Origin of the sequence: Mycetohabitans endofungorum (assembly GCF_002927045.1) — a bacterium.
Lineage (GTDB): Bacteria > Pseudomonadota > Gammaproteobacteria > Burkholderiales > Burkholderiaceae > Mycetohabitans > Mycetohabitans endofungorum.
Genome location: NZ_PRDW01000007.1, coordinates 113,915 through 129,559, shown reverse-complemented (window position 1 = coordinate 129,559; position 15,645 = coordinate 113,915). Strand labels below are relative to the sequence as shown.

The following is a 15,645-nucleotide window of genomic DNA, read 5'->3' as shown; positions in this document are numbered from 1 at the left end:
ATCGACGGCACGGCTCGTGCGCCCGCGCATCGGCGCGTGTCCCCTTCGTTGCTTATTGAAGGCCTCGCATGACTGATCCTGTTCTGTCCGCAGCTGCCGAGCACAGCGTGCGCGCTGCATCGCCAATCGATGCGCGTGAGCGCGCGGTGCCGCTGTACGACGTAGCTTCGCTGCGCCTGATCGAGGCGCAGGCTACCCGTTCTCTGCCCGCCCACACGTTGATGGCGCGTGCTGGCCATGCAGCCGCGTCCATGCTGCTCTACGATGAAGTGCCGGTGCGCGCCGCGTGGATCGCAGTGGGGCCCGGCAACAACGGCGGCGATGCATTGGTCACCGCGTGCGAGTTGCATCGCGCCGGCGTGCGCGTGCAGGCATGCATGCCGTGCGAGGTGGTCCCGGACGACGCGCGCTGGGCGTTGCAACGCGCGCGCGAAGCCGGTGTGCCGATCAGTACGACGATTCCGGATACGCTGCAGGGGTTCGATTGGGCGCTCGACGGGTTGTTCGGCATCGGTCTGGGCCGGCCGCTAGAGGGCGATTTCGCGCGCATCGCCGCGTTGCTGTCCGAGCATGCACGCCAACGTGCGCGCGTGCTGGCGCTCGATGTGCCGAGCGGGCTGGACAGCGATACCGGCAACGTGGCCCATGGCGGCACCGCGGTGCGCGCCACCGACACCCTCACGTTCATTGGCGCCAAACCAGGGTTGTACACCGCGCACGGGCCAGACCTGGCGGGACGCGTGCGTATTGCACCACTGGAGTTGACCGCCGCGCTCACGATGCCAGCCGGCATGCCGCCGTCAGGCGTATCGATGCTCAACGCACCGGCGCTGTTCGCGTCGCGGCTGCCCGAGCGCACATTAGCGTCGCACAAGGGCACGTTCGGCACACTGGCCGTGATCGGCGGCGTAACAGGCATGTGCGGCGCCCCCATCCTGGCCGCGCGGGCTGCTCTGTACTGTGGCGCCGGCAAGATCCATGTCGGCTTGCTGGGTGACGGCGCACCGCCCTATGATCCCGTCCATCCGGAACTGATGCTCAGCCCCATCCACACGCTGGCTTTGGGCGCGGCGAGCGCACTGGCCGTCGGGCCAGGGATGGGGCGGGACGAACGCGCGGCGCGCGTGCTCGCCGACGTCCTGTCATTGAACGTGCCGATCGTCGTGGACGCCGACGCGCTGAATCTGCTCGCCCACGACGCTAGCCTGGCGGCCCGGCTCGCACGTCGGCAGGCGGCGGCGATCATCACACCGCATCCGCTGGAGGCAGCGCGACTGCTCGATGTGGATGCGGCGAGCGTGCAGCGTGACCGGCTCGGCGCGGCCCGGCGCTTGGCCGAGCGGCTGAACGCGGTGGTGGTCCTGAAGGGAAACGGCACCGTAATTGCCGACGCGCGCGGTCCGGGCCGTCGGCCGCTGGCGATCAACCCGACCGGCAATGCTGCACTGGCGACCGGGGGCACCGGTGACGTGCTGTGCGGGATGATCAGCGCACTTGCCGCGCAACGCATGCCGTCGTACGAAGCCGCACTCACGGCGGTTTACTTGCACGGCGCGGCGGCCGAATCACTGTGCGCGGACGGCGACGGGCCGGCCGGGTGCACCGCCGGCGAGCTCGCGCCGCGGGTACGACGGCTGCTCAATACCCGCTTCTACACACATTGAACGCGGCCGAACGGACGACTCCAAGATGTCGTCGTGCATCGTTATACTTGGTGCCAACGCGTCACGATCCGCAAGCGCCCGCGCCGGCACGCGCACCGGCGGCGGCTTTCCTTTCGTCACAGAGACAAGCAACGTCTATGAGCCTGAATTCGCTTCCCGCCTGGTCCGCCCTTGCCGCCCACTATGAATCGATTCGCGATGCTCATATGCGCGACTGGTTCGCCCCCGCGAACGATCCGGCGCCCACGCGGGCGGAGCGCTTTACCGTCAGCGGCGGCGGGCTGACGCTGGATTTCTCGAAGAACCGCGTGACCGACGAGACAATCGCGTTGCTCATCCAGCTCGCTCGCGAAACTGGTGTGCAGGCGCGACGCGACGCGATGTTCGCCGGCGAGATCGTGAATCCGACCGAGCGCCGCGCCGCATTGCACACGGCTTTGCGGGCCTCGGACACGAATGCGCCGTACGCCGCGCAGGTCAAGGCAGAGCGCACGAAAATGGCGGCCTTTGCTGAGCGGGTGCGCAACGGCCAATGGGTGGGCCACACCGGCAAGCCGATTCGGCACGTCGTCAATATCGGCATTGGAGGCTCAGATCTGGGTCCGAAGATGGTTGCGCACGCATTGCATCACCTCGCGACACCGAAGATCCGCACACATTACGTGTCCAATGTCGACGGTGTTGACCTGCAACGCGTGCTGGAACAGATCGATCCCGAACAGACATTGGCGATTGTCGTATCGAAGACATTCACGACGTTGGAGACGATGACCAACGCGCGCTCACTGCGCGACTGGTTCCTGCGCAGCGGCTGTGCACCGGACCAGTTGGCTCGGCATTTTGTCGGCGTGTCGGCGAACCCGCAGGAAGTGGTGCGTTTTGGCATTGCACCCGACAACGTGTTCGAGATGTGGGACTGGGTCGGCGGACGTTATTCGCTGTGGTCGGCAGTCGGATTGTCGGTGATGATCGCGATCGGTCCCGAACACTTCGATCGATTGCTCGCGGGCGCCCATCTAATGGATGAGCATTTTCGCCACGCGCCATTGGAGCGCAACCTGCCGGTGTTGCTCGGGCTGCTCGGCGTCTGGTACCGCAATTTCTTCGGCTCACAAAGCTACGTTGTCGCGCCCTATTCGGAAGCGTTGCACTTCCTGCCGGCATACCTGCAGCAATTGGAGATGGAGAGCAACGGCAAATCCGTGACGCTGGATGGGCACTTCGTCGATTACTCGACTTCGGCGGTGACCTGGGGCGAACCCGGCACGAACGGCCAGCACGCGTTCTTCCAAATGCTGCACCAGGGGCCAACGATCGTGCCCATCGACTTCATTGTGTCGCTCACGCCCGAGCATCCCCTGCCCGGTCATCACGCAAAGCTGCTGGCGAATTGTTTTGCGCAAGGCGAAGCGCTGATGCTGGGGCGCACGCAGGCGGAGGCGGAACGCATTGCCGGGCCTGAGCAGGCGGCACTCGTGCCGCACATCGTTTTCCCGGGCAATCGGCCGACAAACACAATCCTGCTCGACGAGTTGAATCCGCAATCGCTCGGGGCTCTGATCGCGCTGTACGAGCACAAGACGCTCGTGCAGGCCACCGTGTGGAACATCAACCCATTCGACCAATGGGGCGTCGAACTGGGCAAGATGCTCGGCAAGGTCGTCGAGGCGGACCTGGTCTCCGCGTCGTCGGTCGAACCGCACAAGCACGACTCGTCCACCAGCGCGTTGATTGCCCGTGCGCGCGCGAAGCTCCGATCCTGAAAAAGCGTCATCGTATGCTGGTGCGCTGGTGCGGCATCCAGGCTTTTCGAGCCAAAGCCTTATTAACCAGCGTCGCTGTTGGATGATCCGACTAACATTGGCGCACCCCACAGCTTCGTTTAGGGACTAATCGCGTCGGCTAGTTCCCGCGATGCAGGCGGGCGGCGTTGCATACCATCAACGCAATGGACCTAAAAGGAGCGGGCCGATGGACCACTGGCGTATTTCAGGCAAGTTGCTTCGGAGCACTGAAATGGCGACTAACGTCGCCACGGAACCGGCCCAGCCACGGTCAGCAAAACTGGTTGCACCGCTGCCACCGGCATAGCCAGCAGCCCGTTCGCGAAACTGGCAAATCGTCACGTGCCGTCCACTGCACTCTCCGTCAATGAGTAGGTTCGGCCGGGGCATGCTTGACGTGCAGCTTGCCACTGTTATGACGCGCCTGCCAGAGATCATAGGCGGCCTGCCCGGCCAGCCACACATCGGCTCGGCCGCCGCGCTCGACGCCGAGCCACGCCTCGATACGCAGCGCCATTTCGGGCGAGATCGCAGCGTGCTCGTTGAGCACGCGCGAGAGCGCGGAACGCGTGACGCCGAGCTGCTGCGCAGCCTGTGTGACCGTCAGACCAAGCGCCGGCAGCACGTCCTCGCGCAGCGTGGCGCCGGGGTGCGGCGGATTGAACATACGGCTCATGGACACAACTCCTAGTGATAGTCCTGATAATCGACCAGCACGGCATTGGCACCTTCGAAGCGAAACGTCATCCGCCAGTTGCCATTGACCCATACCGAAAAATGTCCTTCAAGGTCACCATGCAGCAGGTGCAACTTCCAGCCCGGTACGTTCATGTCGTCAGGTCCGGATGCATCGTCGAGCTGGCGTAGCTGACGGGCGAGCCGTGCAGCGTGGTGCGGCTGGATGCCGGCTTTGCTGCCTTTCTCAAAGAAGTCGCGCAACCCTTTGTGCAGAAACGATTTAATCATGACAAATTGTATTGCGTTGCGTCACACTATACAAGTGGTGCTGCCGGCCCCTCGACAGGGCCGGCAGCACTGCACAGATAGCTGGGTCGCGCGCGCCTGTACGTCGCCGGCCGTTGCGATCGACAAGACGACGATCCCGCTTCGGCATTTCGCACAGCGCCCGCCGAAACGGCAGACAGAGCCGCATGACCCACTGCTCGCCGTCCTTACGCCCAGCGTAGGAGGAAAGATCTCGCCATCGGGCGCGTGCCGGTCGAACAGCAGCACGCTTTCATGCGAATAGCGTATATTGGACGCCTCGAAGGCCCGCGCGCCGCACTCAGCTCGCAATTTGCGGCTGTGCGAGTGCGAGCCTCACACCGCGATTACTGGCGTGCTGCCCGCGCAACACACAGTAAGACTAGACGAGCCGCCCTGCTTCGAGTGTCAAGATTGCGTCACAGCGCTGCGCAAGCTCCATATCGTGTGTCATGAGCACCAGCGTTGCGCCGCTTGCGCGATTCAGCTCGAACATCAGGTCGATCACCGCACGTCCGTTGGCCGCGTCGAGGCTGCCGGTAGGCTCGTCGGCGAACAGGATGTCTGGTTCGATCACGAGCGTGCGCGCCAGCGCGACGCGCTGACTGTCAGCCAGTGCGGGCATGCGGATTGCAATAGCACCGCGGGGCGGCGACTTTATGCCGGCTGGGAAGCATGGCTCATCGATCGGACGGGATTACCGCTCAGCCGTTCAATCCGATGCCGTCGTCCTCGAATGGTCCGACGCTGAGCGCTTTTATAAGGAGTAAACATGAAACACTTGCCGATTCTCGCCGTGTCGGTCGCCGTTGCCGCTTGTGCGGCTCAACCGCCGGCGGGCGTGCAGCCGGTTGGCAAGAGTGCCCGCTCGCCTCAACAAGTCGCGCAATGCGTGTCGCAGAAATGGGCCGACCAGTCGCAGCAGCCCGTTACGCTACAGAACAGGCTCGCGAACGATCAGGCGTTCGACGTGCTGCTGCCGGGGGAGCGTCCTGGAGGCGCCGCGGTGGTCATCCAACCCGACCCGTCCGGCAAGGGGTCGTGGGTCGGCATCCGCGGCATTGGTTATCCGGACGCGACGATTGACGTGAACGGTTGCCTGTAGCGGCGCGCCGGGCAGCCGCCGCCGCGGGTGCAGCGGCCGCCCCGCTGCGCGGCGTCACTGATTCGCTGCGGCCGGCGTGCCGTACAGCTTCACCCGCGAGCGGGCGCGCAGCGCATCGACATAGCTGGTCCATTCAACGTCGCCGAGCACTTGGCCGATTTGCAGCTGCGCGCCGCTTAAACGTTGCGGGTCGATGCTGGACGGCATATTCACCGCGTTCACGCGGTAAATCGCGTAGCCGGCATCACCCAGATCAACGCCGACATAAGCGGGCAGCTTTTGCGGATCGACTTTAAATATCGCGGCAACCGCTTGCGGCGGCACTCCTTGGGTGTCGGCCCGCGTCACTTTGGTGACTGCCGAAAATCCGGCCGTGGATGCCGATTTCCGAACTTCGGCCAGTTTCGCTTCACCTTGCTCGCGAGCCTTGTCTGCCGACAGCTGCGCGACCACCTTTTGCCGCACCTGCGCAGCGACCGCGTCGTACGGCTGAATGGAGGCCGGCTGATAGTCCACCACGCGCGCCGATACGAGCGTATTGTTGCCGACGTCGATCGCCGGTGTGTTGTGCTTGGCCTTGACGGAGTCGTCAGCGAACACGGCGGCGAGCAGCTTCGGATTGTTCAGCGGGCTCGTCGGTGGCAATGCAGGATTGCCTTCCCGCGTTAATGTCGCGGTCTGGATCGTCAGCTTGAATTTGTCCGCAGCCGGCTTCAGGCTGTTGGCTTGCTCGTAGACGACGTTCGTGAACGCATCGGCTTGTTCCGCATAGGCCTTGGTGGCCTGCTCGGTCTTCAACTCGGTCGCAATCGTCACCTTGACTTCGTCAAACGGCTTGATCTGTTCCGGCTTAATGTCCGTCACCTTGATGATGTGATAGCCAAAATCGCTTTGCACGATGCCGCTGACCTGATCTTTTTTCAGCTTGAAGGCGGCGTCGGAGAACGGTTTGACCATCATGCCCGGCCCAAAGAAGCCGAGGTCGCCGCCCTTGTCCTTGGAACCGGGGTCGTCCGAATTCTGTTGCGCCAGCTTGGCAAACTGCTCCGGATGCGCGGTCACCTGAGTGAGAATCGACTCGGCCTTCTGCCGCGCCTTGTCGCGCTCCGCCTTGCTCGCACTGGCAGCGACTGCGATCAGGATGTGGCTGGCGCGCACTTCGCCGGGCGTCTTGAACTTTGTCGCGTTGTCGTCGTAATACTTCTTCAGGTCTGCCTTGCTCGGCTGCGCGCGCTGCGCAAGCGCATCGGCCGACAGCGTCAGATACTCAACGGTCGCGCGCTCTGGCGTCGCGAACGCATCATGGTGCGCATCGTAGTATTGCTTGAGCTGGACGTCGCTCGGTTGCACCTTGCCTGCATAGTCGGTCGCATGCAGTGCCAGGCCCTGCACCTCACGGCTCTGTTCCGACAGGCTCGCCAGCTGCTGCGCGAGGGCCTTGGGCGCGAACGCGCTTGCTTGGATGCCGTCTGGCAACTGGCGGCTCGCCAATTGGTAGCGTACACGCTCATCGAACGATTCCGGCGTCATGCCCTGCATCGCCAGCAATTGCTTGTACTGGTCTACGTCATATGTGCCGTCGGGCTTGCGCAACGAGGCAATCGCCGGGATGCTCTGCTCCGCGCGCAGCACTGCTTGGTCAGACGCGCTCAGATGCAGATCCTCGGTCGCCTTGGCCAGCACGCGCTGCTGCACCAGACTGTCTAGGATCGCACGGCGCATTTCCGGCGTATCGATTGCCTTTGCATCGAAGCTTGCGCCCAATACTTGGCGTGCGCGATCGAGCTGTTCGCGCATGGCGCCCTCGTATTCGGCCCGGGTGATCTTGCGGCCGGCGACACTCGCGACGTCCGCGCTGTCGTCAAAGAAGTTACGAAAGCCCTGAACGCCGACGAAGCCGAGCCCTGGCACAATGAGGATCACCAGCAGAAACATCATCAGGCGCTTGTGGTTACGAAAGAAGTCGAGCATGAGATCGGTTGAGTACGTTACGCAGCCGGCAAGGCCGACAATCAATAAACGCTCGATATTACCTTACCGCGGCGAGCGGGCAAATCGCGTGGGCGGCAAAGCGCCTGACTCCGTCCGTTGAAACAGACGCGGCAGTACAGCGCAGCGTTGCGCCGTGCCTGTGTAGTGGCGGCCATGGAGCCAGTTTGGCACATTGACGTCCACCGTCACGGGGGCCGTCGCCTACGCGGCGTCACCGCAGTTCCCGGACAGTTGGCCGCCGCGCCGGTCGCGCTGCTTGGTTGTGCAGTGCAGCGTATCGCGATCCCACCCGGATGATGGGCGGATGCGCCACCCTGGCCGTCCCCGTCAAAGTGTCCACGCAGGCGGAGGCCGCCAAGATCCGCTTCATGAACTTGTCCCAAGGCGGTTGGGTCGCCCTGTACCCGGAGAACGAATGCAATCCCGGGGTAAATATCATCTATGATCGGGCTTTGCCCAATATGGTCAAAAAACCTGTCTGACGGCGGACCATCGCGTCAGGCAATGTACGATCGGCTCGATCCGAAGGATCGCAATATCGCCGAGTATGCATTCGAGCCGGATCAGCGCGTCAATGTCGGCATGGTCGGCGTCAGCGCGAGCCAGTGCGTGGGCGAATTGAGTTTTGTCGTGCAAGCGTCCCGCTAGAACGAGGTTGTATTGGCGCAACCCCCGCAGGGGCGATGGCGGGTACAACACTAGCAGCAACAGACACGAAAACAAAAACCCGCAGAGCCAATAGCCATGCGGGTTTCAGGTCGACAGCAGACTTCCTTAGACTGAGTTGGACGGCTTCGCGAAACGGAATGGTGGGTGCTGAGGGGTTCGAACCCCCGACCTACGCCTTGTAAGGGCGCCGCTCTACCAACTGAGCTAAGCACCCGTTCGACTTCGTGTCCAACAGAGTACGCTAGTTTAATGCATCTTTCAGCGCTTTACCAGCGTTTAAGGGGGTACTACGGGTACGGCGATTCTTTGTACCCTGTCTGCACGACGTTCTCTTTGATCTTGCGCTTACGTCGCCGCAGGACGGCATTACGCTATTCGAGTGGACGTCAGGTACTTGTGAAGCGGCTGCAACGCTTGCACGGCCCTTATCGTCGGGTCATCTCCGCGAACGCGGACTACCCGCCGTATGAAGTGCCAATAGAAAACGCGAATGATCAGCGGGGGTTCGCTGTCATCGGACGCGTGGTGTGGTTCGGGCGGCAAGTGTAGGGGCCACGTCAGGCCTGTAATGGACCGCTGGAAGCCGGCGGGGAAACACCTTCTCCTCCTCTGGGAACAGCGAAGCCGCTGTAGAGGCTGTAAACAGCTTTACGCGGAGCGCACAACGAGGTGCCCGGTCAGCCTATCGCAACTTTATTGACTGGGTTGTGTGGTACGGGCGGCAATTGTAAGGCCGCCTGTCGGTTAAATGCGAATTAGACGGTCAACCTTCGGATCCTACTACTTTGCTCTTCTGAACAGCAGCGGATGTGCCGTGTCCGCCGCATGAGCGTACGTTGGCGCAGTTGCACGCGCACCTATCCATTACAGTTGATCAGGGTAGAACGACACGGACAGCACCTGATCCATCGACCACGGGCAGGCGTCGGGGAACACATCCAAGCCGGTCTCCTCAACGGCCTTGGAAACCGCATCAGCCCACGTCCGAGCAATCCAGTTGTGATTGGACAAAGAGTTTTTAAGGCTAGGAGTATCGTTTAGCGCGGCATCCAATGCCCGCCGTTGCTCCTTGATCGTGCGTTGCCAGCTTGAACCCCGTCGGCCCGACTGGTACTGCCACTTGAGCAGGTGAGCCAGAAGCACGGCCATCCGGTTCGCCAATTCACGTTGTTCGCTCTTGCCCACGTCCTCGATCTCCTCCGCGATGTGCTCGATGTCCAGAGCCGAGAACTGACCGGCGCGCAGCAGGGCGGCCTGTTCGTTGGCCCACGCCACCACGTCCTGTTCGTACTTGGTTCCCATTTACGTGCTCCACTAAGCTCAAAGCATGAGAGATTTTGATTATCTCACAGAGAGAGACTCACACTACCATTTGACCCCAAAAACAGCAACGGATATGACGTGTCCGCTGCACGAGCAACCATGGTCATTAACTTGCCATCCAGTCCCGCAATGCCTAATAGCGTTTGACCAGAATACGCGGAAGGTGACAGAGACTCGTCAAAATTCAGTGTCAGCGAATACACGACAGCGGAAGTACGAGGTGCGATTGCTCCTTTCGCCTTGCACGTCCCGCTATTGAACGCTATAAACTCGTCAGTTTTAATAGGGACACCAGTAAATTCGCGTATTTAACCTTAGGTCATGTCCCCGTAACCGCCCACTATTGCGGCAAGTGTCGGCGTCTTTTCGTAGTCTGCGTTACTCCGGCCGTAAAAGTAACGCTTTCTCCATCCACGTCTAGATAGGATAATGTACCGTTAAACCAACCCCTTGGTGCATACGTTGCGGGAATAGTCATTTGATGCGTTTCCGCCTTCGTCAAATCGTAACCAATGATATTCGAAGACGACAACGTACCGCCAGAGGCTTTCATCCGATGAATCAAGACTAAGCCGAGCGCATTAAATTCCAAATTGACAGGCTTTCCAAATAATTTTTCCGACATTCGCAGCGCGTTGCCAGAAGCTATGCGCGTTAGGAGTAGCAGAGATTCCTCATAACCTGACGGCTCCTTACACTCCCCTGCTATTTTCTTATCCCTCAGCCCATCATAGAGCCTTTAATGAGGCCGAGCACGCATGCGGCGGCGCAGAAAGATCGCGGATTCGAAGCAGAATTGGAGCCCATGTCCGCTAGACTCTTGCGAGGAAGAAAAAATCAATGGTCAATTGCATCTTTCAGCGCTTTCCCCGGCCGAAATTTGGGCACTTTGGTCGCCTTGATGTTGATAACGGCACCGGTGCGGGGATTGCGTCCCGTGCGGGCAGTGCGCTTGCCCACTACAAACGTGCCAAAGCCAGCGAGTGTAACGCTGCCGCCCTTCTTTAAAGTTCCCTTGACGCCACCGATCAAGGCGTCCAACGCACGTCCCGCAGCGGCCTTCGAGATATCCGCGTGTGCTGCAATGTGATCAATCAGGTCTGTCTTGTTCATTTTCCGCCCTTAGCATGAGTTGGGCATGGGTTGCGGGCGCATTTGGTGCACGCCCGGGGTGATGCGCCGGCCGCAAGCCGCGCGGAGCCATTAAAAGCATCCAAAACCGTTGTGTCAAGGCGATTCGCAGGCGTATCCGGAACATCCCTGAATCCAAATAAAACACCCCGCAGCTCACGCATGCGGGGTATTCGGTAGCACGACTGAGCCACGGCAAGCGGCTCGCTGCAAGTTCTTTGCGCTGCGTCGCACTACGGCGCTCCCAGCGCACGGCGCCACGCGGATTTCAGTGCTTGACGACTTCGCTGCCCGCTTCCTTCGTCTGACCATCGGCGACCGGCGCAGGCTTGGTGTCTTCTTCCGGCAGCGCATCCGGCATCCGCTCGAGCGCCAGTTCCAACACCTTGTCGATCCAACGCACCGGCACGATCTCGATGCTGTTCTTCACCGTATCCGGAATCTCGGCGAGATCCTTCACGTTTTCTTCCGGAATCAGCACGAGCTTGATGCCGCCGCGGTGCGCAGCCAGCAACTTCTCCTTCAGTCCACCGATCGGCAGTACTTCGCCACGCAGTGTGATCTCGCCGGTCATCGCAACGTCAGCGCGCACCGGGATGCCGGTCAACACCGACACCAGCGCGGTCGTCATCGCGATGCCCGCAGAAGGACCGTCCTTCGGCGTCGCGCCTTCCGGCACGTGGATGTGGATGTCCCTCTTCTCGAACCCCTCATCCGTGATGCCCAGCCGGCGCGAGCGCGAACGCACGACCGAGCGGGCGGCCTCGACGGACTCCTTCATCACATCGCCGAGCGAGCCGGTACGTATCACGTTGCCCTTGCCGGGCATCAGCGCCGCCTCAATCGTCAGCAAGTCGCCGCCGACTTCCGTCCATGCCAGCCCGGTGACCTGGCCAATCTGGTTTTCCTTCGCCGCCAGCCCGAAGTCGAACTTGCGCACGCCCAGGAACGTATCCAGGTTGCCGCCATCGATCGTGATCGCGCCATCCGCCTTCTTCAGCAGCAGCATCTTCACGACCTTGCGGCAGATCTTCGACACTTCGCGCTCGAGCGAGCGCACCCCCGCCTCGCGCGTGTAGTAACGGATAATGTCGCGAATTGCCGCTTCGGTCACATCGATCTCGCCTTCCTTCAGCCCATTGTTGCGCTTTTGTTTAGGTAGTAGGTAGCGCTGTGCGATGTTGACCTTTTCGTCCTCGGTGTAGCCGGACAGCCGAATCACTTCCATCCGATCCAGCAATGGCGCCGGAATATTCAGCGAATTCGACGTCGCCACAAACATCACGTCCGACAGATCGAAATCGACCTCGACGTAGTGATCTGAGAACGTGTGGTTCTGTTCCGGATCCAGCACCTCGAGCAACGCGGACGATGGGTCGCCGCGATAGTCCATCCCCATCTTATCGACTTCGTCGAGCAGGAACAACGGATTGCGTACGCTCACCTTCGTCAGGCTCTGCAGGATTTTGCCCGGCATCGATCCGATGTAAGTGCGACGGTGACCGCGAATCTCGCTCTCGTCATGCACGCCGCCGAGCGCCATGCGCACGAACTTGCGGTTCGTTGCGCGCGCAATCGACTGCCCAAGCGAGGTCTTGCCCACGCCGGGAGGCCCGACCAGACACAGGATCGGCGCCTTCACCTTGTCCACACGTTGCTGAACCGCCAAATACTCGAGGATGCGCTCCTTCACCTTTTCGAGACCGAAATGGTCCTCGTCCAGCACACGTTCGGCATTCGCCAGATCGTTGTTGACCTTGCTCTTCTTGCGCCACGGCAGGCCGATCAATGTCTCGATGTAGTTGCGCACCACCGTGGCTTCGGCGGACATTGGCGACATCAGCTTCAGCTTCTTAAGCTCAGCATCCGCCTTTTTCTTCGCCTCCTTCGGCATACGCGCAGCCGTGATCCGCTTCTCAAGCTCCTCAATGTCGGCGCCATCCTCGCCCTCGCCAAGCTCCTTCTGGATCGCCTTGACCTGCTCGTTCAGATAATACTCGCGTTGGCTCTTTTCCATCTGGCGCTTCACGCGCCCACGGATGCGCTTCTCGACCTGCAGGATGTCGATTTCGGCCTCGAGTTGCGCAAGCAAGTGCTCCAGGCGCTCAACAACAGGAAACATCTCCAGGATGTTTTGCTTCTGGTCCAGCTTCAGCGGCAGATGCGCGGCGATCGTATCGGCCAAGCGCCCTGCCTCGTCGATGCCAGACAGTGACGTCAGGATCTCGGGGGGGATCTTCTTGTTAAGCTTCACATACTGGTCGAATTGCGACACGATTGCGCGTCGCAGTGCCTCGGTCTCCGCACTGTCGGCACGGTCCGGCTCCAGCGGCATCAACTCGCACGAGAACATCGTCTCCTGCTCTTCGATCGACAATGTCTTGGCGCGCTGCAGCCCCTCGACCAGCACCTTCACAGTGCCGTCCGGCAGCTTCAGCATTTGCAGGATATTGGCGACGCATCCGACCTCATAGAGGTCCTTTTCAGTCGGTTCGTCCTTCGCAGCGGCCTTTTGCGCGACCAGCATAATGTGCTTGCCGCCTTCCATTGCCGCTTCAAGGGCCTTAATCGATTTCGGGCGGCCAACAAACAGCGGTATCACCATGTGCGGGAACACGACCACATCCCGCAGCGGAAGCAGCGGCAAAGTGGTGCGTTCAGTCGGGAGAAGTTGGCTTCCTGACATTTCTATCCCCAGTGTGGAATCAGTTCGTTCGAAAGTTGAGGCAATAACGCCGTATTGCAAGCCTCGGGGCACGGACAGATGCAGAAACTTCCAATCCGAGTCGCAGGATGCGCAAAAGTTTTGGATCGCTCCACTTTAAACGAAAAAAGCCGTCCACGTCGCCATGAACGGCCCTCGCCACGCAGGCGCGTCGCCGATCAATTGCTCCCAGCTACCTTTGGCGTGTCTTCATAGATCAGCAATGGCTTGCCGTCACCGTCGATGACGTTCTCATCGATGATAATTTTGCTGATCCCTTTAAGCGTCGGTAGCTCGTACATGACATCTAGCAATGCCTGTTCCAGGATCGAGCGCAAGCCGCGCGCGCCGGCCTTGCGGCGAATCGCCTTTTTCGCGACCGCCTGCAGCGCCGCGGGCCGAATCTCAAGCTCCACCCGCTCCATGTTGAACAGCTTATGGTACTGCTTCACCAACGCGTTTTTTGGCTCGACCAGGATTTTCATCAGCGCGGCCTCGTCGAGTTTGCCCAGCGTCGCGACAACTGGCAAGCGGCCAATGAGTTCGGGGATCAAGCCGAATTTGATCAGGTCTTCTGGCTCGACATCCCGCAGCACCTCGCCCGCGTCTCGGTCCTGCTTGCTCTTCACACTGGCCCCAAAACCAATGCCGGTCTTCTCGGTACGGTCCGTGATGACCTTTTCGAGACCATCGAATGCTCCCCCGCAAATGAACAGGATGTTGGTCGTATCGACCTGGATGAAGTCCTGGTTCGGATGCTTGCGGCCACCTTGCGGAGGCACCGACGCCATCGTGCCTTCGATCAGCTTAAGCAGCGCCTGCTGCACACCTTCGCCCGATACGTCACGGGTGATCGACGGGTTGTCCGATTTGCGGCTGATCTTGTCGATCTCATCGATGTAAACGATACCGCGCTGCGCCTTCTCGACCTCGTAATTACAATTTTGCAGCAGCTTCTGAATAATGTTCTCGACGTCCTCGCCGACGTAGCCCGCCTCTGTCAGCGTGGTTGCATCCGCGATCACGAACGGCACGTTCAGCAGCCTTGCAAGCGTTTGTGCGAGCAGCGTCTTGCCTGATCCAGTCGGCCCAATCAACAAAATGTTGCTTTTGGACAACTCGACGTCGTCCTTCTTGTCGAGATGCTTCAGACGCTTGTAGTGGTTGTACACTGCCACCGCGAGAATCTTCTTCGCCCGTTCCTGCCCGATCACATATTGATCGAGAATCTCTCGTATTTCCAGCGGGCTGGGCAGGTCCGACCGGTTGATCCCCGCATCGCCGGACGCGCCGGCTGCCTCGTCACGGATGATTTCGTTGCACAGGTCAATGCATTCATCGCAAATAAAGACCGACGGCCCCGCGATCAATTTCTTGACCTCGTGCTGACTCTTTCCGCAAAACGAGCAGTACAGCAGCTTCTCGCTATTCGAACCTTTCTTGTCCGCCATAAATATATAAGCCTCCGGACACTTCTTTCACATCATACGCCGATTGACTACCCCCGGCAGTGCGGAACCGGTCATAAGTCCATTGTCGGCAGTTTTCTGGCGGCACCTATCGGTGAAATCCCGCCCGGCACAACAGCGGGCCCCTTTAACGAGTGCCGCATCACGGACGCTTATGCAGCACCTGGTCAATCAACCCATAAGCCTGCGCGTCCTCGGCTGACATGAAATTGTCACGATCGGTATCCCGCTGGATCTGCTCAACCGGTTGCCCAGTATGCTGCGCGAGCAGGTTGTTCAGGCGCTCCTTTAGGAACAGGATCTCGCGCGCCTGGATTTCGATATCGGATGCCTGGCCACGCGCGCCGCCCAGCGGCTGGTGAATCATCACGCGCGCATTAGGCAGCGCAATGCGCTTACCTTTCGCGCCGGCGGCGAGCAGGAACGCGCCCATGCTGGCCGCCAGTCCCATGCACAGTGTGGTCACGTCCGGCTTGATGAACTGCATCGTATCGTAGATCGCCATGCCGGCCGATACCGAGCCACCCGGGCTGTTAATGTACAGACTGATGTCCTTATCCGGATTTTCGCTCTCGAGAAACAACAATTGAGCGACGACCAAATTCGCGGTCTGGTCGTTCACTTCGCCCACCAGAAAGACCAGCCGCTCCTTGAGCAGGCGCGAGTAAATATCGTAGGCACGCTCACCCCGGCCGCTCGTCTCGACGACCATCGGCACAAGGCCCAGGGCCTGGGCCTCGAAATCCCGGGGCGCGTGCGTGGCCAGTTGATTCAGCAAATCTGCGCGGAACGTCATGCGTCTGTCCTTCTGTCTGGAGTT

Annotated in this window: 13 protein-coding genes, 1 tRNA gene and 2 pseudogenes; 6 read left to right on the top strand and 10 right to left on the bottom strand. The window is 60.6% G+C overall.

All coding sequences use genetic code 11. The features are described from left to right. Window positions 1–68: 68 nt before the first annotated feature. Both B0O95_RS08580 and pgi read left to right on the top strand, forming a co-directional pair. On the top strand, window positions 69–1,664 hold the full coding sequence (locus B0O95_RS08580) for an NAD(P)H-hydrate dehydratase (protein WP_104077527.1): 1,596 nt from the start codon (window positions 69–71) through the stop codon (window positions 1,662–1,664). A gap of 137 nt (window positions 1,665–1,801) precedes the next feature. After that, window positions 1,802–3,427: a glucose-6-phosphate isomerase gene (gene pgi, locus B0O95_RS08575; RefSeq protein WP_104077526.1), complete on the top strand. Its 1,626-nt coding sequence runs from the start codon at window positions 1,802–1,804 to the stop codon at window positions 3,425–3,427. 385 nt (window positions 3,428–3,812) lie between these two features. On the opposite strand, the gene B0O95_RS08570 is transcribed toward pgi, so the two are convergent. Both B0O95_RS08570 and B0O95_RS08565 read right to left on the bottom strand, forming a co-directional pair. After that, a complete protein-coding gene (locus tag B0O95_RS08570) occupies window positions 3,813–4,124 on the bottom strand; it encodes a HigA family addiction module antitoxin (protein ID WP_104077525.1) in 312 nt (103 codons plus the stop codon). A gap of 11 nt (window positions 4,125–4,135) precedes the next feature. Further along, window positions 4,136–4,414 carry a type II toxin-antitoxin system RelE/ParE family toxin gene (locus tag B0O95_RS08565; protein ID WP_104077524.1) on the bottom strand — a complete coding sequence of 93 codons (279 nt, stop codon included), beginning with the start codon at window positions 4,412–4,414 and terminating at the stop codon, window positions 4,136–4,138. Between the two features lie 195 nt (window positions 4,415–4,609). On the opposite strand from B0O95_RS08565, the pseudogene B0O95_RS17195 reads away from it, so the two are divergent. Beyond that, window positions 4,610–4,792, top strand: a pseudogene (locus B0O95_RS17195) (hypothetical protein); the annotation flags it as partial. Window positions 4,793–4,814: 22 nt separating this feature from the next. Here the strand turns inward: B0O95_RS17195 and B0O95_RS08555 are convergent. Continuing rightward, window positions 4,815–5,042: pseudogene (locus tag B0O95_RS08555) on the bottom strand (ABC transporter ATP-binding protein); the annotation flags it as partial. Window positions 5,043–5,204: 162 nt separating this feature from the next. On the opposite strand from B0O95_RS08555, the gene B0O95_RS08550 reads away from it, so the two are divergent. Then, window positions 5,205–5,537 carry a hypothetical protein gene (locus tag B0O95_RS08550; protein WP_104077522.1) on the top strand — a complete coding sequence of 111 codons (333 nt, stop codon included), beginning with the start codon at window positions 5,205–5,207 and terminating at the stop codon, window positions 5,535–5,537. 54 nt (window positions 5,538–5,591) lie between these two features. Here the strand turns inward: B0O95_RS08550 and B0O95_RS08545 are convergent, their stop codons facing one another. Then, window positions 5,592–7,508 (bottom strand): SurA N-terminal domain-containing protein, encoded by a 1,917-nt coding sequence (locus B0O95_RS08545; protein WP_104077521.1) that lies wholly within the window; start codon window positions 7,506–7,508, stop codon window positions 5,592–5,594. 317 nt (window positions 7,509–7,825) lie between these two features. Between B0O95_RS08545 and B0O95_RS08540 the strand changes: the two genes are divergently transcribed. Together B0O95_RS08540 and B0O95_RS15860 are read left to right on the top strand one after the other, a co-directional pair. Next, window positions 7,826–8,011 (top strand): hypothetical protein, encoded by a 186-nt coding sequence (locus B0O95_RS08540; protein WP_158249473.1) that lies wholly within the window; start codon window positions 7,826–7,828, stop codon window positions 8,009–8,011. 22 nt (window positions 8,012–8,033) lie between these two features. Next, complete coding sequence (locus B0O95_RS15860) at window positions 8,034–8,177, top strand: hypothetical protein (RefSeq protein ID WP_158249472.1); 144 nt, start codon at window positions 8,034–8,036, stop codon at window positions 8,175–8,177. A 159-nt stretch (window positions 8,178–8,336) separates the two neighbouring features. Here B0O95_RS15860 and B0O95_RS08535 read toward each other — a convergent pair. The 6 genes from B0O95_RS08535 to clpP form a co-directional block, all read right to left on the bottom strand. Continuing rightward, a tRNA-Val gene (locus B0O95_RS08535) sits at window positions 8,337–8,412 on the bottom strand. A 650-nt stretch (window positions 8,413–9,062) separates the two neighbouring features. Then, window positions 9,063–9,500: a DUF29 domain-containing protein gene (locus tag B0O95_RS08530; protein WP_104077519.1), complete on the bottom strand. Its 438-nt coding sequence runs from the start codon at window positions 9,498–9,500 to the stop codon at window positions 9,063–9,065. A gap of 858 nt (window positions 9,501–10,358) precedes the next feature. Continuing rightward, window positions 10,359–10,634 (bottom strand): HU family DNA-binding protein, encoded by a 276-nt coding sequence (locus B0O95_RS08525; RefSeq protein ID WP_104077518.1) that lies wholly within the window; start codon window positions 10,632–10,634, stop codon window positions 10,359–10,361. A gap of 286 nt (window positions 10,635–10,920) precedes the next feature. Then, entirely contained in the window at window positions 10,921–13,338 is a 2,418-nt protein-coding gene (lon, locus tag B0O95_RS08520) for an endopeptidase La (protein WP_104077517.1), read from the bottom strand. A 197-nt stretch (window positions 13,339–13,535) separates the two neighbouring features. Beyond that, a complete protein-coding gene (gene clpX / locus B0O95_RS08515; RefSeq protein ID WP_104077516.1) occupies window positions 13,536–14,807 on the bottom strand; it encodes an ATP-dependent Clp protease ATP-binding subunit ClpX in 1,272 nt (423 codons plus the stop codon). A 160-nt stretch (window positions 14,808–14,967) separates the two neighbouring features. Then, a complete protein-coding gene (gene clpP, locus B0O95_RS08510; RefSeq protein WP_104077515.1) occupies window positions 14,968–15,621 on the bottom strand; it encodes an ATP-dependent Clp endopeptidase proteolytic subunit ClpP in 654 nt (217 codons plus the stop codon). Between the last annotated feature and the right edge of the window lie 24 nt (window positions 15,622–15,645).

Excerpts from the sequence above, each read along its gene's own strand:
- B0O95_RS08580 (WP_104077527.1), top strand. The coding sequence starts at position 69 with ATGACTGATCCTGTTCTGTCCGCAGCTGCCGAGCACAGCGTGCGCGCT.
- pgi (WP_104077526.1), top strand. The coding sequence starts at position 1,802 with ATGAGCCTGAATTCGCTTCCCGCCTGGTCCGCCCTTGCCGCCCACTAT.
- B0O95_RS08570 (WP_104077525.1), bottom strand. The coding sequence starts at position 4,124 with ATGAGCCGTATGTTCAATCCGCCGCACCCCGGCGCCACGCTGCGCGAG.
- B0O95_RS08565 (WP_104077524.1), bottom strand. The coding sequence starts at position 4,414 with ATGATTAAATCGTTTCTGCACAAAGGGTTGCGCGACTTCTTTGAGAAA.
- B0O95_RS08550 (WP_104077522.1), top strand. The coding sequence starts at position 5,205 with ATGAAACACTTGCCGATTCTCGCCGTGTCGGTCGCCGTTGCCGCTTGT.
- B0O95_RS08545 (WP_104077521.1), bottom strand. The coding sequence starts at position 7,508 with ATGCTCGACTTCTTTCGTAACCACAAGCGCCTGATGATGTTTCTGCTG.
- B0O95_RS08540 (WP_158249473.1), top strand. The coding sequence starts at position 7,826 with ATGGGCGGATGCGCCACCCTGGCCGTCCCCGTCAAAGTGTCCACGCAG.
- B0O95_RS15860 (WP_158249472.1), top strand. The coding sequence starts at position 8,034 with ATGTACGATCGGCTCGATCCGAAGGATCGCAATATCGCCGAGTATGCA.
- B0O95_RS08530 (WP_104077519.1), bottom strand. The coding sequence starts at position 9,500 with ATGGGAACCAAGTACGAACAGGACGTGGTGGCGTGGGCCAACGAACAG.
- B0O95_RS08525 (WP_104077518.1), bottom strand. The coding sequence starts at position 10,634 with ATGAACAAGACAGACCTGATTGATCACATTGCAGCACACGCGGATATC.
- lon (WP_104077517.1), bottom strand. The coding sequence starts at position 13,338 with ATGTCAGGAAGCCAACTTCTCCCGACTGAACGCACCACTTTGCCGCTG.
- clpX (WP_104077516.1), bottom strand. The coding sequence starts at position 14,807 with ATGGCGGACAAGAAAGGTTCGAATAGCGAGAAGCTGCTGTACTGCTCG.
- clpP (WP_104077515.1), bottom strand. The coding sequence starts at position 15,621 with ATGACGTTCCGCGCAGATTTGCTGAATCAACTGGCCACGCACGCGCCC.